The organism is Namhaeicola litoreus (assembly GCF_042679565.1).
In the GTDB taxonomy this organism is placed as follows: Bacteria; Bacteroidota; Bacteroidia; order Flavobacteriales; family Flavobacteriaceae; genus Namhaeicola; species Namhaeicola litoreus.
Map to the genome: position 1 here is coordinate 125,278 of NZ_JBHTMY010000004.1, position 21,413 is coordinate 146,690.

Here is a 21,413-nt window from a genome sequence, read left to right on the forward strand (position 1 = left end):
TTTTAGTTTAAAAAATTATTTTTAATCCATTGATGTTTTTTAAATATTCTTGGAAAAATAAGATAAGGTTTAAATTTAGAAAGGATTTTATTATACAATAAATGATATAAATCTAAAGGGGAACTTTTTATTTCATGGACGATAGAGGTATTGATATCATTTAATTCTTCGATCAGTTGTTTTCGGGATTTACCTAAACAATCAAAATAATCATCACCAATCTGATATAAATAATTGGCAGCTATTTTTTTTCTCAGAACTGTGCTGAAAGTTTCTTTCCATTTGTTTATAGAACTCTCATCAATTTTATCATTTCCTCCAAAATTCAGTAATGGGTCACCCATTGAACCTTTCAGTTCAACCATACCTAAATCTAATGAGCTGTCATCTTTAATTGAAATGGATAGATAGTCTTCAATTTTTTGAATAGTTTGGTCAGTTCGAAAAATAATATCCTCATAAGTAAGTTTTAATGATATGCTAGAATACGATTTAAAACCAGAAGCTAATAAATTAGGGCCTTCATTTAAATCTATATAAGAGCTGTATAGATTTTTGAATTTATTATCCCTTCTTGTATTCAACTTAGAACTAAATTGAGACAAGGGGTTTCTAAATAAAAAAATAAATTTAGCTTCGGGAAACAACTTTACTATCTCAGGAATGATTAAAAAATAACGAGGAGTTTTGTCTAAAAAATATATTGAACTATCACCTGATAATTTTTGGTATAACGATAGTGTAAATTCTCTAATTAATTCATCAATAGAATTTCCTTTTTCATTTAAAGACATATTTAAGTCATTAATAGCATCAATGGCTTTACTATGTGAATAAATTGTCAGCAAACCATCTTTTTTTTGCAAGTAGGTAAGTGGCAAAAGTATCCATGGTTCTGAAACAGTAGATACCTGTTTAGAATGGGAGATAATTTTTTGTAGTAGGGTAGAGCCGCTCCGCGGAAGCCCAAAAATAAAAATAGGTTTGACTTTTTTATCCATTCTGTGAGGATCGAGGGATGGGGATTATTAAAATATTTAATTTTTTCTTCGCTAGAACGACTCTAGAGATATTGTCTAAAAATACTATTACAGAAGTTGCAATTGCTGCGCCAATAATTCCATAGTACTTAATTAAAAAATAATTTAAAACTAAATTTAAAACAACCAAAAATAAGGATAATTTTGCATACTCATGTTGTAAACCACACATCATAAGTATAGCTCCTGATGCCCCTGTGGCTATATTAAAAAATTGGCCAATGCTTAATATTATTAAAACAAGATAAGCTTCTTCAAATTCATTTCCCCATAGACCAAGAGCGAACTTTCCAAAAACAATAATAAACGTTAAGGTAATTAATGCAATAACAGTTAAACCTAAAGTTATGGATTGAGTCATTCTTTCAAGTTGATTTATTTTGTTTTCCGCAAAAAGGTGTGCTAATTTTGGCGAAATAGCTGTATTTGTAACTTGCATAAAAAAAATTGTCAGCGTTGCAATTTTGGCAGCAACGGTGTAAAGACCAACCATCCTTACATTTCCTAACCAACCGAGCATTATTGCATCAGCATTTAAAAAAATCATAGATGTTATAGAGACCATGAACAAAGACAAAGTATTTTTAAAAATACTTGGTAATATAATTCTAGTTTTTTCTTTTTTTTGATTTTGAAATATTCCATACCAATAGGTGCCAACTACTAACATTACAAAAAGTCTGCTTAAAGCGTAAATAATTGATACGTTGATAATGTTAATCTCATAATTTAATAAATAAAATGCTGATAGTATGATAATCGTTATCAAAGTAGATAATGTATTGTCAACTAAATTAGATTGCCATATTCGCCTATATCCAACTAATGCACCAGAAAATACTCTAGAAAAAATCTGTGGAGTTAGGGCTATAATAGATATGGTCAATGGCCACCTTAATTTAGGTTCTTTAAATATCTCAACAGAGAGCCAATCACTGATGAGGATAAAAACTATAGAAATAAGGATGGAAATTACACCATTGAAAATATAAGCGGTAAACATTATGTTCGCTGTTTCCTGGGTATTTTTTGAATTGTAATCTATAGCTACTATCTTTATGATCACCTGTCTCATCCCAAACAAACAAAAGACAATAAGTACTTGAATAATTCTGTTTGATAAGTTAATTATGCCGAAGTCTGATACACTTAAAACTCTACCTAAGAAAACACTGAGGGCTAAACCTAGAACTACAGTAAAAATCTTTACCATAAGAGAATAACTAGATTTATTTACTACTTCAATAGTGTTATGATCTAATTTTGAAATTTTGTTTTTTATAAATTTCAGCATGGATAAAGTAGGTTGGTTAAATAAGCCAAAACTATTTGACTATTAAAAAGAATAATTCCAAAGATCGATTTCTTTCCTAAATGCATGTTTTATAGTTTCCATATCCCTGCTATCATAGTAATTTTGATAATTAGAATTTTTCATTCTATAAGAGGTTTTTGCATTTTCATTTAAAAATCCATCGAAAGGTAAACCTAACTCATTAAATACTTCAGTTAAGCCTTCATTTAGATTTTCGTAAAGTATAACTTTATCTAAAATAATTTTCCCACCAATGGGGTCTGTGTATTTTGGGTAATTCAGGCAGAATCTTCCTTTGCTAATATATTCTTTGAAGGATAAATTTTGTTGATTTCTGAAATTTAACATATGATAATGTGAGACTGATTTATCCCAAGGATTTCTCTCAACACAAAATTTAAAGTAGTTATTCCATATATTTTTATTAATTCTACTTCTCACAAGGTAACCAGGAATGTGATTGTAAAACTTTTCTTCATTCCAAAGATTAGAAAAAGTAATCTTTGCGGATTTAAACCGCGAACATTTTAATTCTTTGATGGGGTTGAAATAATTTTTAAAATTTTGAGATTGATGACCTTTTACCAACGGAAAAATAGGGGTAATGATATCTTCATCACCACAAAACTTTTCTAAATAGACCTCAATACTTGTTCCGGCAGTCTTTGCTGTTTTTATAAATATGAATTTATGTTTATGGGAGATTATCATATTATAATTTTAATTTTCGTGATATGTTCTCTAATAAATTACGTAATACCAAATGGCGAAGTAATTTACTTGCTAAAGGATTTCCATCTTTCAATTTCATATTTAATCGACGGACGTATATGAGGTTATAAAAATGGAGATAAGACATCCAGTATCTGTTCTTTTTTAGAAAGGGTAAAATTTCTTTAAAGACAAAATTTTCGTAATCTTTTATGAATCTAATGTTGGAACTAATGTTTTGATCATGAATTCTGTACAGTACTACAGGTTTTTCTAAAAAATGAAAAGGAACACCTCTATTTACGATCTTTAAAAATAGGGGGTAATCTTCCATAAAAGGATAATTTTCATTAAATCCATCTATTTTTTTTATAAAATCAGTTTCCAAAAATAAGGATGGGGCAAACGGGAGATAACCTTTATATGCCATTTCTTTTTGACGTGATTCTTTGCAAAAATTAATTTTTTTTCTGTGTCTAGGTTGAATCTGCCCATTCATAATCTTTAATATATTTCCAAATACAACTTTCGACTCAGGGTTATTATTAATAAACTTAACGACATCTTCAATGGCATTCTCCATAAGGAGATCGTCTCCAGCTATAAACTTAACCCAATCGCCTCGGGCCTCCCTAAGTCCTTTGTTGCAATTTCCTGAGACTCCAACATTGGTATTGTTTGCTAAAATTTTGGCACGAATAAAATTATGATCATTATTTTTAAGCCAATCCTTACAAATTTCCACAGTATTGTCTGGGGAACAATCATCAGTAATGACTAACTCAATGTTTTTGTAAGTTTGCTTTTTTGCACTTTCTAGCGTTTCGAGTATAAATCGAGAGGAATTATAAGTGACGACAACGATACTTACTAATGGTTGATAAGAATTACTATTTAACTTCATTCACAAAATTCATTTATTGTTTTTTTTAAACAGCTGATTAAAAACAGAACTAAAATCAACTTTATTCTTTAGTTGATATATTGAAAACCAGCTAGACAAAAAAATTATTAATGCACCGGATATATAAGTGTACGGTAATTGAAAGTACTTTTTTGTAATTAAGCATGTAATGCCAAAAATAAATTGTAAGATAAAAATTTTAATAAATTCCGAATTATATTCAAAACCATATTTTCTATTTGCAAGAATAAACATGTGAAATAGATAAATAATATATCCTATAAAAAAACCAAATCCTAAGCCTTCCAAGCCGTAAAAATGATAACCTAGGATGTTTAGGCAAAATCCATAGATATTTGCTATTAATTCATTGATGAAAAATAATTTAGATTCTCCTTTTGCCAACAGGATATATGCGATACACCAGCTTGCCGCCTTAAAATACATTCCCAGAGCAGCCCATTCTAGCATCGTATCCATTTCCACAAATTTGGAAGAGTATAAAACTATGATGGCGTAATGGATAAAAACAATAAAGGTTACAAGAATAGGTGATAATAAAATTAAGCTAATTTCAGCTTGATGATTAATAAGCAATGAGGACTTTTTATTGTCCTCTGATACTCCAGAAAGTCTCGGATAATAATCGGTGCTCATGGCCGTAAAAATAACCCCTACATAGGTGGTAATGATTGCGAAACCGGCTGTGTAAAGACCTACATCACTAACTCCTCCTTGATTATTTATGAATGCCTTTATTAAAAATGTATTACCAATACTCACTAAGCCGCTAAAGCTCAATGCGATACCCATTTGTAGCATATCCTTTCCTTCTACAACTATTTGATCCCTACTTACAGCGACCTTTTCAATTTTAAGTGAATTTCCAAAGAAAAATGCTACAAGAAATATGATAATAGAACTTATAACAATACTTGGAACGATCGCATCTATTCTATAATAATAATAAAGAGGAATAGTGAAAATAAGTGAAATGGCGGCGCCGATTAGATTTGCTTTGGCTAATAGTTTTAACTTTCGAAGTCCTTGAAGAAGAACATATTGCCCCGCTGTTAATTGATTAAATAAGAGGCTAATAGATAACCAAATAAAGGCCATCTGGTAGTCTTTGTTTCCAAATACGAATTGGCTTAAATAACCAGACAGAATAATTGTAGTTAGAGATCCGAATACACCTGTGGCCCAAACAATTTTTCGAAAAATTGAAATAATCTCCGACACTTTCTTTTTATCGGCACTTTCATGCGCTAAGGCGACATTTCTTACTGCACTTTGTTTCAGTCCGAAATTTGTGGCGGCTCCAATGAGGTTAAGGGAGGTATTGAATAAGCCTAATATGCCAATTCCGGCAGGTCCTACCAAAACTGCAATGAGTTTTGATTTAATGATTGAAATAAGTACATTAAAAATTTGAACCCCTCCAAAAATACTTGTCGCTTTAAGAATTTGATTATATGAATTCTTTTGGTTGGACATTCTAATTATTATGGTTTGTGTGTAAATTCCAATTGTTAACCGTATTAATTACATGACTAATTTCATGATCTTCTAAAACATGACTCATCGGTAAACTCAAAACCTGGTTATGTATTCTTTCTGTGATTGGAAGAGAAATATGGCTAAATTCAGTATAAGCCAACTGTTTATGAGGAGGTATGGGATAATGTATTACAGTTTCAATACCATTCATAAGTAAATATTTTTGTAATTCATCACGATGAGTCGTCTGAATTACAAAAAGATGCCAAACATGCCCCTCCCAATATTTAACCGTAGGTAAGGTAATATGTGGATTATTGATTTCATTTAAATATCGTTTTGCTACAAAGCGTCTTTGGTCTATTTCTGATTCTAGTGAACTAAGTTTAACGGATAGAAGTGCTGCATGTAATTCATCTAATCTAGAATTTACTCCCTTTAGGTCATGAATATATTTTTTATCCGATCCATAATTTGAAATTTTTCTAACCGTCTTATTTAATTCTTCATGATTGGTTGTAACCGCACCAGCATCTCCAAGCGCCCCTAAATTTTTACCCGGATAAAAACTAAAGGCTGAAGCAAACCCCAAGCTTCCAATTTTTTTATGATTAAAGGTCGCTCCATGAGCTTGGGCCGAATCCTCAACAATAAATAGATTGTGTTTATTTGCCAAATCAATGATTTTAGGACTCATTGCATTTTGACCATATAAATGTACCAGTAAGATAACTTTGGTTTTCTTCGTAATTTTCTCCTCTATTAATTTTTCATCTATATTGTACGTATTGATATCAGGTTCAATTAGTACGGGTGCCAAATGATTTTCTGAAATACTTAAAAGTGAAGCAATAAAGGTATTTGCAGGCACTAAAATCTCATCACCTTTAGAGAGCAAATTCATCTCTATCATTGCCCGAAAGATCAGTGTTAAGGCATCTAATCCATTGGCGACACCCGTACAGTATTTTGTACCACAAAATTCGGCAAATTCTTCCTCAAATTGTTTTAATTCATTTCCTTTAATAAACCAACCCGAGTCTAAAACCCTATCAAATGCAATAGACAAGTTCCTTTTTTGGAGAGCGGTTATCTTTTGAAGATCTAAAAATTTAATCATAATTTATGCACTTTGAGGGTCATTTCCGATCAATTGATTTTTTTCAGTTTCATTCACAAAGTTTTGAATTGTAAAATAAATGTAGTCTATATCAAAATCATTTAAGTTCTGATGTACTGGAACAAAAAATGCTCGCTCTCCATAGAAAACACTACATTCAATTCCGTGTATTTCAACATGTTTTCTCAATTTAATTAGATCAATATTCTCGTCAGGAACTTTAAACATAAATACCCCAGGAACATATCCTGATTGCAATTCAAATCTTGGTTTAAACCCCAGGTCTGAAAATTTATTCATTAACAAATTATAATTGTGAATCCTTTTTTTGAGTACCTCTCGCTTATCTGGAAAATAACGTGAAAGTACAGACTTAATATAGTTTAATTCACCTTTATCCAAAAAATCATCTTTTTTAAATTTAATGCCACAATTGGAGACAAGTAAACCTCCAATTTGTAATGGAAACATTTTTGGGAAACTGTAAATAACAAAATCACCTATCTTTCCTATCGTTTTGTTAGTACTTTCAGAGTAAAACGAATGGGCACAATCTTCAATGATAGGAAGTCCATATTGTTTTAAATTTGCCAAATCCTCGTAAGGGAATCCAAATTCATGATTGACAAAAATTATTTTAGTCTTTTCATTTATCTCTCTGGACCAATTACAAAATTTTTCTATTTCAACAGTAACGCAGCCGCTGATATATGTGTTTTGGCTCGTAGTTATAATTGCAACCTCATCGTCTTTCTGGAGATTATATTGTGATAAGGCAAGATAAAAAGCTTTCCTGCCGCGATAATGGTAGCTATAATTGAAGGAGCCGAATCTATTATCAAAATAGTTATCAATCTCTGAACTGAATATTAAATTGGTATTTATTGATAAGTCAATAGTTCTGAAGGGCCCAATCCTATATTTTGGAACATAGGAGGGGGGAGGGTTTTTAATAAACATAATTATAATATTCTATTTAAGATAAAGGAAAATCTATTTGAAGATTCTGCGTCATGAATTTCTTTAAACCTGATGAGGCCTTGATTGGGGACGCTATTTTCCGTAGAAATTCCAAAATCTATATAAGCGTAATTTAAATTTTTATAATAATTCCAAAGGTTCAGCGAAAGCATATCCATGGCGCACAACTGTCTGCCATCTTCAGTATCACCCCAAAAAGCTGCATAAATGATGGTTGGGTGTGATCTGTAAAAAATAGCCGATGCAAGGAAACCGTCGTTTTGATCTGTAACTTTGAAAAAATCAATTGGCCAAAGTTCTGCCGTATCCATAATATCCTTAAACGTCATAAAGATGGGTCGGTTAAATTTTCTTCTATTTTCTACAATTAATTGATATGCAATTTCCTTTTCAATATCATCCTCAATCTTCTTAAACTCTAAGCCATTTTTTATAGCTTTCATACAATTGGTTCTCACGGCACTATCGCTGAAAATACCCGTGAATTTTTCCAGATTAACCCAACTGGTTATTTCAGGGGATACAATGTTAAATCCATTTTGTAAAAAAGTATGTATTACTTTAGCATTAAATGTTGGACAGTAAATTGTTGGTGGTAAAGTAATTTTAAAACTATTCAAACCATTTCTTTCTAGGTATTCACCCAACATATCTAAAAACTTTTCAATTTCATTTATTTGAATGTTTTCATGTCTAAAATGAAACCCTCCAAAGGGTGCTGAAAAGGGTGAAAGGAGCGTATTATTTTTTAGACCAACCACTAAACCAATGTCTATTTTTTTTGATTTATTTTCAATCAAATAAATCAAATCTTCAACTTTATGGGCATTTAAGTCCAAAAAATTTTGAGTAATAAATGGGTTTGTGCTTTTAGGAAAACGATTCTTAAATTCTTTCTGATCTACCTCAATGAGCATTTTCTCCAGTTTTCTCAATAATAAATTGATTGTAATCTCTTATATAATCACTTTCCACATATTTATGTGAGGCTAAAACCATACAAATTGAACCAGAAGCAAAATTGTCTAACTCTCTCCAAAGACCCGGCTTAATGTGTAGGGCCAAATTAGGTCTATTTAGGTTTATTCGTTTTCTAAAATTTCCATCATCAATGATTACGTCAAAGCTTCCACTAGAAGCGATTATGAATTGCTCGAGTTTATAATGTGCATGACCTCCCCTCATTTCACCTGCAGGAATATCATATAGATAATAAACTCTTTTAATGTCGAAAGGTAAACTTCCATCATTTTGCACTACTGTTATATTCCCATCTTCTGTATCCACTTTAGAAAAGTCGATCACATTGCAATCAAAGACGGTATTGTTTTCTAATTTCATCCTTTTCTTTTTTAAAAACTTCAAAATCTCTTATATAGTCATTTTCATCATAGATAATGGAAGATACAACTAAGGCCTGTGAGTTAGTCGAAAAATTTTCCATTTTCAACCAATTCATCGGAGGAATATATAGGCCATAATATGATCTATTTAAACTATACTTAAATTCTACGGGACCATTGTTAATTACTATATCAAAACTTCCAGACATAGCAATGATAAAAACTTCAGATTTTCTAAAAGCATACAATCCTCTTTTACCTCCTCCGGGAACATCATAAATCCAGTAGGCTCGTTTAATTTTGAATGGAATTTGGTTTTCATCCTCAAAAAAGCTTAGATTTCCTCTTGGATCCAACAACCTTGGTAGTTCTATGATTTTGGTACTATACATTTAATAATATTTAACAAACCTTAATTAGGATTTAAAGTTATTTAATAATTTTTTCTTGCCTAAGAAAATTGAGAAATTCTTTGTTGAATTTTTCAACACCGTTCTGATTTAGATGATGGTAATCGTAGAAATGCAATGTATCAATAAACGTAGAATTTTCATTAAAATTATAATACTTTGCTATTGAACCTATTTCACGATCAAAAAAATCATTATTCTTGTAGGAATTATAAAAGTCTGTTGTCACAGGGGTTTGTACAAGAACGAGCGCAATGTTTTTTTTCGAACACATTTGTTTTATTCTCCATAGAATTTTGAGTTTTTTATGATCCTCATTCCATTTTTGATCCTCAAAACTAATCTTTTTATAAAAGTCTAATTCTCTTTCTTCACAGCCACCTTGATGATAAGTAAATTTGCCATTTTTCAGTGGTTCTGAAAAGTTAAGTTTTTCACTGAATAATTTTTCTCTTAAAAAGGCTAGCCAAAATGTATTGAAGGCAGTTAAGGATTTCAGTTTAAGTGTAAGTTTGAGGGTGTCCCAGCCTATTATTTCATTCGAGACTAAATCACATTGCGCTTCAACTCCATCGAGATTAAATATATATGGACAAACCTCGACGATTAAAATTTTTGGATTTATCTGATCCAGATATCTTTTTAAAAGCAGTTCCGTTTGATGTACAGTTTGAGAATTCGTGCCTAAATTAAATGAGGTTAAGCCGTTTTTTTCGTAAAAATTTGAATCAAAATGCATGTAAGCATGTGAGGATCCCACAAATAATATGTCCTTATGCTTCGTTTGTTTGACCTCTTTAAATCTTGTAAATGAGTGTCCTTCTGAACCAAGTCTATATCTTAAATTTTCAGGTTTAGGTGAGTATTTGTTCCATATTAACAAAAACATGAAATAGAAAATGGTATTTATGAAAAGGAAAAGAATAAATTTTTTAAAAAACACCTTCATTACTAAAATTGAAAATAGATAAATTCACTTCCTTTTTCTGGAGACAATATTGCAATTATCGAGATAAGTAATGAATAAAATACTAATCGAATCATTCGATTAGATTTTGCAAATGTTTTTTCTATACCGTAATTATCAGTTCTTCCAAACCATTCAATAACAATAAAAAAAAGGATTAACACTAGGGTAAGGGTTCCCATTTTAGGAATTGTTAATAAATCTTTCTGAAATATATTTGAAATGAAATCAAAAGCCACTGTCAAATTGGGTGATCTAAAAAAGATCCAAGCAAATAATGTTAATGCAAAAGTAAAAACAATGTTTATTATGTCTTTTGGTCTTGCAAAAATACTACCTGGTGAGATATCGGAAAGATTAGTTCTATGCTTATTTATTAGTAGCAGTGGAATAAAGTAAAGGGCATTTACAAATCCCCAAAAAATAAATGTCCAGTTTGCACCATGCCAGAAACCGCTCACTAAAAAGACGATTAAAATATTTCTGATTTTTGTTTGCATATTTCCTTTACTTCCACCTAAAGGGATGTATAAGTAATCTCTAAACCATGTCGACAATGAAATGTGCCACCTTCTCCAGAACTCGGCTATATCTCGTGAGAAATATGGAAATGAAAAATTCTTCATTAAATTGAATCCGAAAAGTCTTGAGGTTCCAATAGCTATATCTGAATATCCGGAAAAGTCACCATAAATTTGGAAGGCAAAAAAGAAAGCACCCAATAATAATGTGCTTCCAGAGTAATTTTCATAATTATTAAAAATTTCATTGGCAAATTCTGCACAATTATCTGCAATGACCATTTTTTTGAAAAGTCCCCAAAGAATTTGCCTCATACCATCTACCGCCTTGTCATAAGAAAAAGATCGTTTAGTTAAAAATTGTGGTAGAAGATTTGTAGCCCTTTCAATTGGTCCGGCAACTAATTGTGGAAAAAAACTGACGAAAGCTGCAAAAGCAATAAAATCTTTTGTGGGTTCAAGTTTTTTTCTATAAACATCTATGCTGTAACTCATTGTTTGAAATGTATAGAAACTTATCCCAACGGGCAGAATAATGTGCATACCCTGAGCATCGATGTTCTTGCCAAAAAAACTAAAAGCTGCTACAAAATTGTCCAGAAAAAAATTATGATATTTAAAAAATCCTAAAAACCCTAAATTTACACCAAGACTAATCCATAGGAGTATTTTTCGTTTGGATTTCGTTTGGATTCCAGATAAACCTATACCAACATAATAATCAATTAATGTACTAAATATGATTAGTGCTAAAAACCTCCAATCCCACCAACCATAAAATACGTAGCTAGCTGCAACAACCAATAGGTTTTGAAGCTTTAAATTTTTGTTTGTTACAAACCAATAAAGGATAAAAACTATTGGTAAGAAGATGGCAAAATCTAAAGAATTAAAAAGCATAAATTCTTAAAAATACTTTTTGAGCATTCAATTGTGGATTTATGAACCTCTTGGTAAAAACATATTAATTTTATATCAGGGCTCTAGATATATAGTAGATGTCATTTATTAAGAGTCTGAAGACTTTGAAAAACGATGGTATCATTCTATTTTTATAATAACAACAATTGTCTTCCTGATAATTTGATACGGCTTCGCCTTTCCCAGTCACATATTGAGAATAGAATAAATCTATTAATTCCCTTTAATTTTAATTTATTTCAATTAATTGGAATTTCTCATAAAGGAATTCAACAATACTTTGAATATCAATACTTAATTGTTTTTTTGATTTCTTAATAACAATTAATTATATCAAATATTGCATAAATCCAGATTAAATTTAACGTGATACTTTATGAGAGAAATTTAACAGTTTGAATTTTTTCTTAATTAGCCAGAAAATAGAAGTAGTAAATCTATTATGACGTAAAATTCAATAAACCATAACTTAATTGGTTGGGTTATGGTTTATTGAAACATTTTTAAAGGATTAAAGATTTAGTATGCCTTATCATCTCCAAAAATCATTTTGAGAAAGGTATTATATATAATTTTCACATCAAAAGTTAAGGAGGCCCTTTCGATATAAACAAAATCATAACGTAAACGATTCTTGAGGTCACTAATTTGATCTATTTTGCCTCTATAGCCATTGACTTGAGCTAATCCCGTAATACCAGGTTTTACTTGTTCTCTTATAGAAAACTCAGGTATTGTCTGAACGAAGGCAGAAGTTTCTTTTAGCATATGGGGTCTTGGTCCAACAACACTCATGTCACCAAATAATACATTGATAAACTGAGGTATTTCATCAATACTATTCTTGCGAATAAATTTACCAATTTTCGTTACTCTATGATCGTTTTTGCATGTGGCCATGCTATCTGAATGCGTATTTAATCTCATCGACCTAAACTTATAACACTCAAATGGTGTGCCATTTAAACCTGTTCTTTGTTGTTTAAAGAAAACTGGTCCTGGAGATTCCAGTTTAATTAAGATATACATGATAGGATACAACCATGATAAGACGAAAAGAAACACACCTAAGGAAAAGAAAATGTCAAAAGCTCTTTTAAAGTGTAAAGTGTATGTGTTTTTATCTACAAGAAATTTTTTCCTAGCATTCGGGATAAATAAATATGTAGGCGTATCCCTTAAGAAATTATTTGGTTTTGACAATAACTCATTACCATTGAGCTTATACTTCACGGTAAGTAAATCTCTTTTTTTTAAGTATGATTTTGAATATGTTGAATTAGTTTTATCTAAACTCAATAAGTCATTATAAAAAGTAAATTTTGATTCCATGTTACATTTTTTTGGGGGATTATAAAATGATTAAAAGGACAATTAATATTCTAACAATTGCTTGTCGGAAATTAATGTTCATTCAAAAAAATGCAACAATAAAGTTGGGGAAATAATGTAGTATTCTTCCATAGCGAGGGGATTTATGTTAATAAATAAAACTTACCAAGCCAGCATAAAATTAAACTGAAGTAATAAGTATAGTGCGAATATAGTTAATTTTTTTAAAATTATACTCTTACAAAACAAAACTTTATGTGTTTTGAGTTAGAATTAGAGAATTGATAAAATTAGTACGGTGTATTTTTGACATCAAAAATTATTTGAAAATATATTTGTTAAAATATAAGTTCCTCTAATTACTAGGTTAGTAAAAATTGAGTTTTTAGTACTCCAAGCAGAGATAAAGAGAATGCATTTTTTCATCAATTTTTTTTTAATACAATATCCCTTAAATACTAGCGTTTTGTTCTATACCCTCCACATCTCAATTGCCGGAAATAAAATTTGGGCAATTATTAGATTGTGTTTCTCTTCTGTTAAAATTTATTAGGAATTATCATTTGGAGTTAAGTACAAGGAAAAGTTATGGAAAAGAAAGTTAGGTTTTTATTTTGGGTTGTATGTTTTTTATTTATTGAATTAATCTTTGCAAAAACTTATTATGTTTCAGCAGGGGGAAGTGATTTAAATGACGGATTAACAGAGTCTACAGCTTGGCAAAGTTTAAATAAAATTAATTCAGAAATGCTTAGGTTTCAGTCAGGCGATGTTATTGCTTTTCGTTCCGGGGATGAATTTTATGGTACTCTCAAGCTTACGAACAGAAATGGAATTAAGATTACGAGCTATGGTTCGGGTCCTAAACCTGTTTTAACTGGGGCAGAATCATTAGAGGGGTGGCAAAAGTTTTCCAACAATCTATGGGTTTCAACTATTAAGAAGCGTGTTAATCAAGTATTTTATGAAGGTAATGTTTTACAGAATGCTAGATTCCCTCATATAAAAGATGATTTTTCTGCTGAAGAGAATTATTTGAAAGTTACAAAAGCTGTTAATAATCAAACTTTTATAAGTGATGAATTAATCGGCCATGACGATATTACGGGAGCATTTGTTCAAATTCAGTCTGCAGACTGGATTTTCTCTAGTTGCCAAATTAAGGGATTTGATCCTGGTTCTGGACGGATTACATTAGACAAAGCGCCTGCATTTTCACTTGATAAAGGTGACAATTTTTTTATAATTGATCATGTTTCTTTACTCGATAGGGAAGGGGAATGGTATTATGATAAGGATAGTAATAAATTGTTCATTTATTCTGCATTAAATCCAAAAAAAATCAAAGTAGATACTTCAACTGGAAACGGTTTGGATTTAACAAATAGCAATAATATTTCAATTGAGAATATTAGTTTCAACTATTATAGTAATAGAGGTGTTAATGCTTTAAATTGCGATAATCTTTCAATTCAAAATTGTACTTTTCTTTATTGTTATGAAGCGTCAATTTTGACAAAAAAATGTTTAAAAACAAGTGTAATTAATAGCTACTTCAAAGGAGGTATGCAGTATTGTATAAATTTAAATATTTGGGAACCCTCAACAGTAGTTTCTAACGCAATAGTTCAAGGTAATGAAATTTTTGAATTTGCTATGCTAAAACAAGCTACATCAAAAAATTTCCAAACAGTAATGGCAATATCTAGCCATAGTAAGGGAGATAATATTTCTCAAAATAAAATAGAAAAAGTAGGATATTGTGGTATAAGACTACATGGTTCTGAAGCCATAGTTGAAAATAATTTTGTCAAAGATTTTTGTCTTATCTCTCATGATGGTGGTGGTATAAAAACCGGCGCACCTTCTTATGATGTGGTTTCTGCTGACGGATCTATTATAAGAAATAATATCACGGTCAACAGAAATCTAGGAGATAAATGGTTAGTTGCGGGAATTTACATAGATGATACCACTAAAGATGTTTTAGTTTCAGGAAATACTATATCTGAGTCGTACTGGGGAGTTTATCTTCATAATAATAAAAGAATAAGCCTCCTGGATAATAAAATTTATAATACCCAGAAAAATGGGTTGTTAATGGTTGAGGACAGAAATGGTGTACTTGGTGAAATGAAAGGAAATATAGTTGAAGACAACCAAATTTTCATGTTGAAAACGGATGAGACAGTCTTAAGAATTAGAAATAGTATAGGGGATCATTTTGATTTCGCTAGAATGGATAACAATAAATACTACAACCCTTATTATAATAATACTGTTTCCTTAAAAATTGCTTCAAGTAATGGTAGGTATTTAAACTTACCAGATTGGAGAAAAATTTCAAATAAAGATATTAAATCATCGAATAACAATTTTAATTGGCAAGTTAAAAATCCTGAAGACAGGGTTAGATTAATTTATAATTCTGAATTTAATGATAAAACATTTCCTCTCGGCGCAAAAAATTGGGAGGATTTAGATGGCAAAATTTATGCAGGGAACATCACTTTAAAACCATTTTCGTCTGTAATATTGTTTATAACAGATAAATCTGTAGGTTCTATTAAGGCGCATGCAGGTGAGGACATTAATTTATGTTATGGTGATAGTGCAATACTTGAAGCTTCAGGAGGAACGAGCTATAAATGGAGTACTGGAGAGACTTCTCAAAGAATTACAGTAAAGCCCAATTCGACAACTACTTACACTGTAGAAGTTTCTAACGGTTCGATTTCGGATACGGATGATGTCGTGGTAACAGTTCAGCCAATGCCAATAGCCAATGCAGGCCCCGATGTAACGATTACTGAGGGGGATAGTGCTACCCTCATAGCCAATGGCGGAGATGGTTATTTATGGAGTACTGGAGAAACTGTTGCAGAAATAGTTGTAAGTCCAAAAGCAACTAAGACATATGAGGTCATTGTAACTCAAAATGGCTGTACTGCGGTGGATTCAGTTACTGTTGTTGTGAATAGTTCTACGACCACTAAGGGCAATGCAAATATAGCAGATGCTGGTAAGGATCAGACCATTTGTGCAGGTAACAGCGCAACGCTTACTGCTTCAGGAGGAACAATATTCAAGTGGAGCACAGGGGAAACCACAAGGAGTATTACAGTTAATCCTATAAATACTACAATTTACAGTGTAGAGGTTTCGGATGGGACTATAAGTGATACTGATGAGGTGCTTGTTTTAGTGAATGAACTTCCACATGCAGATGCTGGACCAAATGTCACAATTGAGGTAGGCGAAAGTGCAGTTCTTTATGCAACGGGTGGTGATAGTTATTTATGGAGTACAGGGGAGAATACATCTAGTATAAAGGTAAGTCCAAATACAACCACTATATATGAGGTCATTGTAACTAAAAATGGATGTACTTCAATAGATTCAGTTACTGTTGTTGTGAATGGCTCAGCAACAACCAAAGGCAATGTAAATGCAGATGCTGGCAGTGATCAGTCGATATGTGAAGGGGCCAGTGCCATACTTACGGCTTCAGGGGGAACGAGTTATAAGTGGAGTACAGGAGAAACTAGCAAAAGCATTATAGTCAATCCTAATTCTACAACTACATATAGCGTTGAGGTTTCGGACGGAACTATTAGTGATACTGATGAGGTAGTTGTAATGGTTTATAAAGCGCCAAAAGCGAAGGTTGGGTCAAATAGAACGATATCATTAGGTGAAACAATAGTTTTAACAGCTACAGGTGGAGATAACTATTTGTGGAATACAGGTGAGACTACCCCAAGTATTTCCGTAAGTCCAAGTGTTACTACAATATACTCTGTCGTCGTATCGAGCAATGGATGTACATCAGGAGACCAAGTGAAGGTGAATGTCGTAAAACCGATGCCGCCAAATGCTCAGGCAGGAGAAGATTTAACTATATGTCTTGGGGAATCTATAATTCTTAATGGAAGCGGTGGGGATGAGTATTTATGGAGCACGGGTGATGATAGTCCTTCAATTACTGTAAGTCCTAATCGAACAACAACATATACATTAAATGTCACTAGAGGAGGACTTAATGATGTAGATGAAGTTGTGGTAACTGTAATCAATTGTAATTTGAATAATTCAGTTCCTGATGTAAATGTGGTCGAAACTAAAAATAATAGTAGGGATAATTCTGAAAAAATAAATACAGAAAATTTAGATCTTTTGGTTTATCCCAATCCGACAGAAGGAATTATAAATATCCAAGGTAGTAATTCTTTAAAAACTTATAATTTAGTTTTAATGGATATGCAAGGCAATGTGATAAGTACTGATTTGTTACAGGAGGATTATGAGGCAAATTTTGGACAAATTGACCTTTCTAGATTTGCCAAAGGTGTTTATTTGATGCAATTATATAATCGTGAGGAAAAATATGTCGAAAAGGTAGTCGTTATGTGATAATTTCAACTACTTGCGAAATTATAACTTATCAATGACGAATTATATCGTAAAAATAGGGGGGTGGCAAAAATGCATACCCCCTTTTTATTTGGTCAAAAAATTATAGATATTCTAAATGACTAAAGATTAATAATCATTGGTTTCGGAATGCATTTTTTTAAAAGTAAAATTTTGACAAGACTTTAGATTTCCTTAAGATTTCTTTTTTACGTTTGCGCAATATTAAACCACCAGATCATTTAAGTTTTAAATGTATCTATATAAACCGGTTTTAGCAAAATTCCCCCCATTTTTATTATGTAAAAAATTAATTTGTAATTATTAATTGCTATGAGATTTTTCTTTATTTTCTTTTTAGGCGTGACTTTTTCAATGTATAGCCAAACATATTATTTATCGAGTCAGGGTAATGATTCAAGAGATGGAAAATCGCCTTCAAATGCATGGAAAACATTAGATAAATTGAACTCAAAAATCGGTAGTTTTACATCAGGAACCATTATTCTTTTGAGAAGGGGGGATACTTTTTATGGTACTTTGGATATCCGGAACAAAAATAATATTACAATTTCTTCATACGGTTCAGGTGAGGTTCCGATTATTACTGGCGCGAGGTCAATTGGAGCTTGGGTAAGAGAATCGGGTAATTTGTGGAGTACAAGTAGTCAAAATAATGTTTACCAGGTTTTTAAGAATAAAGATGTTTTATCCAATGGAAGATATCCGAAAATTAAAAACGATTTCAGCACTGTCGAAAATTACGTTGAAGTAAGTTCGAAAAGTAGCAATACTGTATTTTTTGCTAAAGAATTGATTGGTTTGCCAAATCTAGCTGGAGCCAATATTCAAATCCAGTCAAACGATTGGGTTTTTAGTAGTAGAAAAATAGTTGATTTTAATAGTTCTACTGGAAGAATTACTATAGATTCAGCCCCCTCTACTGCTGTTGATGTGGGGGATCATTTATTTATTGTCAATCATAAAAATTTATTGTCTAAAGAAGGTGAGTGGTCTTATGAAGAAAATTCAAACAAGCTATATTTGTATTCTTCTAATAGCCCTCAGAATATAGTAATAAATGATATAGCGGATGACGCTATTAATATAGCCAATTCGAATAATGTTACTATTGAGAATATTTCTTTTAACTTTTTCAAAGGAAAAGCAATTTATGCTAATTCTTGTGATAACTTAAAGGTAGATTCCAATTCATTCAATTATTGTTATGACGGTGCGATCATTACTAAAAATAGTTTTGGTACAATTATTACGAAGAACAATATTTTGGGTAGCATGGCTTATGGAATTAATGTTAATATGTGGGACTCAGCGAACCAACCGTCAAATGCAATAATTCAATATAACGTAATTAAGGATGTCGCGATGCTCAAGCAAGCTACTTCTGGAGATATAAATATACCATTTGCGATTGCGAGTAATGGGAATGGAAATAATGTCTCATTTAATACCATGGAACGAATTGGTTATTGCGGTATAAGATTATATGGATCTAATGGGTTGATAGAGAAAAACTACATAAAAGATTTTTGTTTAATCTCTCATGATGGTGGAGGAATAAAAACAGGAGCGCCTACTTACAATGATATAACGGCAGACGGAACAGTGATTAATAGGAATATCGTTGTTAATAGGGAGTTATCCGATAAATGGTTAGTTGGTGGTATATATATGGATGATCACACAAAAAACATAACAATTACAGATAATACCGTTGTTGATTGTTATTGGGGAGTGTATCTTCATAACAATAAAAATATAATTCTGGATGGCACTAAAATTTACGACAATTCAAATAGTCAGAATGGAATCTTATTGGCGGAGGATAAAAGAGGAGTAAAAGGTGGGATGGTTAACAATGTTGTAAAGAATAATGAGGTATTTGTATTAAACAGTTCTGTCACAAGTATGAAAGTTCGGAATGGTGAGTGGGATCACTATAATTTCGCGACATATACAAATAATAAATATTTCAATCCCTATATGACGGAGTGTGTCGCGTTTAAAATTAATAGTTCGAATGGGACAAATATGACATTGAATGAGTGGAAGTCATTAACAGGGCAGGATAAAAATTCAACGACAGATAATCTAAACTGGATTCCCAAAAATCCTGAGACTCGATCGACGATTGCATATAACTCTGATTTGAAAACTAAGTCTATTCAATTGCCTAATGGTACATGGGAAGATTTACAAGGAAATTTATACTCAGGTAGTATTAACCTTGAGTCATTTGGCTCTGCTATCCTTCTATCCTCTAATAAAACTATTAACCCTTCCTTAAATCCTGATGCAGGACCTGATGAAACTATATGTAGGGGAGAAAGTGTTCAATTGACAGCATCTGGAGGTACGAGTTATAAATGGAGTACTGGGCAAACGTCCAGATCTATTACGGTTAGTCCTAACTCTACCACTATTTATTCTGTAGAGGTCTCAGATGGTACTTCAAAAGCAAGTGATGACGTTCAAGTTACCGTAACATCAATTAGCGCCAGTGCTGGTCCAAATGTGACGATAAGTCCGGGAGAAAAAGTAACTCTAACGGCAAGTGGTGGAGATAGTTATTTATGGCAGACAGGTAGTACAAATCCTTCAATCAATGTTAGTCCTCCAAGAACACGTTCCTACTCAGTAACTGTTTATAAAAATGGATGTGAGGAGACGGCAGAGGTTTTAGTCACTGTCGATGATGGATCTAACAATACTGTGCAGCCTAACGCTGGTCCTGATGTAACAATATGTAGGGGAGAAAGTGTACAATTAACGGCTTCAGGAGGTACAAGTTATGTGTGGAGTACGGGTCAAACATCGAGATCTATCATGGTTAGTCCAAACTCAACTACTATTTATTCTGTAGAGGTCTCGGATGGCACGTCAAAAGCAAGTGATGACGTTCAAGTTACGGTAGCTTCAATTAATGCCAGTGCAGGTCCGAATGTATCGATAAGTCCAGGAGAAAAAGTAACTCTAACGGCGAGTGGTGGGGATAGTTATTTATGGCAAACAGGTACTGCAAAGGAATCTATTACTGTTAGTCCGCCAAATACTCGAACCTATTCAGTAACTGTTTATAAAAATGGATGTGAGGAGACCGCAGAGGTTTTAGTAACAGTGAATGATGGATCTAATACTAATATCCAAGCGAATGCTGGTCCTGATGTAGCAATATGTAGAGGAGAAAGCGTACAGTTGACGGCATCAGGAGGGACAAGTTATGCGTGGAGTACTGGTCAAACATCAAAATCAATCACGGTAAGTCCCAATTCTACTACTGTTTATTCAGTGGAGGTCTCAGACGGTGTTTCAAAAGCCAGTGATGATGTTCAAGTTAGGGTAACAACGATAAATGCTAGTGCAGGTCCTGATGTAACAATAAATCCTGGAGAAAAGGTAACACTTACGGCAAGTGGTGGAGATAGTTATCTGTGGCAAACAGGTACTGCTAAAGAATCAATTACAGTAAGTCCACCGAGGACACGAACTTATTCAGTAACAGTTTATAAAAACGGGTGTGAAGAGACTGTTGAGGTGTTGGTTACTGTAGCTGCACAGGCAAAAGCCGAAGCTTCAAAGTATTATTTGCCACCCAGCAGTAATATTGGAGAGGATTCAGTTGCCAATATTGATGAGTCAATTTTATTAAATGAAAAAGAAGTTGTTGTTTATCCGAATCCAAGTAATGGAGTTTTCTTCATAAACGTTACAAGTGATTCTTACTTATACAACCTTTATAATATTAGTGGGAATCTATTAGCAACGAAGGAAATTAATCCTCAAGAATCTGTCAAACCTATCACACTTAACTTATCAAGTTTTGCATCTGGGATATATTTATTGCAGGTTTACGATAAAGTTCAAGTTTATTCGAGAAAAATTATCAAAAATTAATGATTTTTGGTTTTTATTTC

Annotated in this window: 15 protein-coding genes; 2 read left to right on the forward strand and 13 right to left on the reverse strand. The window is 32.1% G+C overall.

The annotated features are described in order from the left end of the window. Positions 1-2: 2 nt before the first annotated feature. The 13 genes from ACFQ39_RS14550 to ACFQ39_RS14610 form a co-directional block, all read right to left on the reverse strand. Complete coding sequence (locus ACFQ39_RS14550; protein WP_377180281.1) at positions 3-1,001, reverse strand: sulfotransferase family protein; 999 nt, start codon at positions 999-1,001, stop codon at positions 3-5. Then, positions 994-2,334 (reverse strand): oligosaccharide flippase family protein, encoded by a 1,341-nt coding sequence (locus ACFQ39_RS14555; protein WP_377180283.1) that lies wholly within the window; start codon positions 2,332-2,334, stop codon positions 994-996. Before ACFQ39_RS14555 ends, ACFQ39_RS14550 begins: the two co-directional genes overlap by 8 nt. A 42-nt stretch (positions 2,335-2,376) precedes the next feature. Next, complete coding sequence (locus ACFQ39_RS14560; RefSeq protein WP_377180285.1) at positions 2,377-3,066, reverse strand: hypothetical protein; 690 nt, start codon at positions 3,064-3,066, stop codon at positions 2,377-2,379. 1 nt (position 3,067) lies between these two features. Continuing rightward, on the reverse strand, positions 3,068-3,970 hold the full coding sequence (locus ACFQ39_RS14565) for a glycosyltransferase (RefSeq protein ID WP_377180287.1): 903 nt from the start codon (positions 3,968-3,970) through the stop codon (positions 3,068-3,070). A 9-nt stretch (positions 3,971-3,979) separates the two neighbouring features. Continuing rightward, positions 3,980-5,467: an O-antigen translocase gene (locus tag ACFQ39_RS14570; RefSeq protein WP_377180290.1), complete on the reverse strand. Its 1,488-nt coding sequence runs from the start codon at positions 5,465-5,467 to the stop codon at positions 3,980-3,982. Between the two features lies 1 nt (position 5,468). Further along, the gene (locus ACFQ39_RS14575) at positions 5,469-6,590 is read right to left on the reverse strand and encodes a DegT/DnrJ/EryC1/StrS family aminotransferase (RefSeq protein WP_377180292.1); all 1,122 of its coding nucleotides are present in this window, start codon (positions 6,588-6,590) and stop codon (positions 5,469-5,471) included. Between the two features lie 3 nt (positions 6,591-6,593). After that, positions 6,594-7,550 carry a DegT/DnrJ/EryC1/StrS family aminotransferase gene (locus tag ACFQ39_RS14580; RefSeq protein WP_377180294.1) on the reverse strand — a complete coding sequence of 319 codons (957 nt, stop codon included), beginning with the start codon at positions 7,548-7,550 and terminating at the stop codon, positions 6,594-6,596. Between the two features lie 2 nt (positions 7,551-7,552). Continuing rightward, positions 7,553-8,488 (reverse strand): hypothetical protein, encoded by a 936-nt coding sequence (locus ACFQ39_RS14585; protein ID WP_377180296.1) that lies wholly within the window; start codon positions 8,486-8,488, stop codon positions 7,553-7,555. Continuing rightward, a complete protein-coding gene (locus tag ACFQ39_RS14590; RefSeq protein WP_377180298.1) occupies positions 8,478-8,912 on the reverse strand; it encodes a sugar 3,4-ketoisomerase in 435 nt (144 codons plus the stop codon). Before ACFQ39_RS14590 ends, ACFQ39_RS14585 begins: the two co-directional genes overlap by 11 nt. Beyond that, the gene (locus tag ACFQ39_RS14595; protein WP_377180300.1) at positions 8,884-9,306 is read right to left on the reverse strand and encodes a sugar 3,4-ketoisomerase; all 423 of its coding nucleotides are present in this window, start codon (positions 9,304-9,306) and stop codon (positions 8,884-8,886) included. The genes ACFQ39_RS14590 and ACFQ39_RS14595 overlap by 29 nt, the downstream gene beginning before the upstream one ends. Before the next feature lie 37 nt (positions 9,307-9,343). Further along, positions 9,344-10,213, reverse strand: a complete 870-nt coding sequence (locus ACFQ39_RS14600; RefSeq protein WP_377180302.1) for a hypothetical protein — start codon at positions 10,211-10,213, stop codon at positions 9,344-9,346. Between the two features lie 62 nt (positions 10,214-10,275). Beyond that, positions 10,276-11,712 (reverse strand): MBOAT family O-acyltransferase, encoded by a 1,437-nt coding sequence (locus ACFQ39_RS14605; RefSeq protein WP_377180304.1) that lies wholly within the window; start codon positions 11,710-11,712, stop codon positions 10,276-10,278. Positions 11,713-12,252: 540 nt separating this feature from the next. Continuing rightward, complete coding sequence (locus tag ACFQ39_RS14610; protein ID WP_377180306.1) at positions 12,253-13,065, reverse strand: sugar transferase; 813 nt, start codon at positions 13,063-13,065, stop codon at positions 12,253-12,255. Positions 13,066-13,653: 588 nt separating this feature from the next. On the opposite strand from ACFQ39_RS14610, the gene ACFQ39_RS14615 reads away from it, so the two are divergent. Together ACFQ39_RS14615 and ACFQ39_RS14620 are read left to right on the forward strand one after the other, a co-directional pair. After that, positions 13,654-17,478, forward strand: coding sequence for a T9SS type A sorting domain-containing protein (locus ACFQ39_RS14615; RefSeq protein WP_377180308.1), 3,825 nt, complete (start codon positions 13,654-13,656; stop codon positions 17,476-17,478). A gap of 333 nt (positions 17,479-17,811) precedes the next feature. Beyond that, positions 17,812-21,393, forward strand: a complete 3,582-nt coding sequence (locus ACFQ39_RS14620) for a right-handed parallel beta-helix repeat-containing protein (RefSeq protein WP_377180310.1) — start codon at positions 17,812-17,814, stop codon at positions 21,391-21,393. The last annotated feature ends 20 nt before the right edge of the window (positions 21,394-21,413 follow it).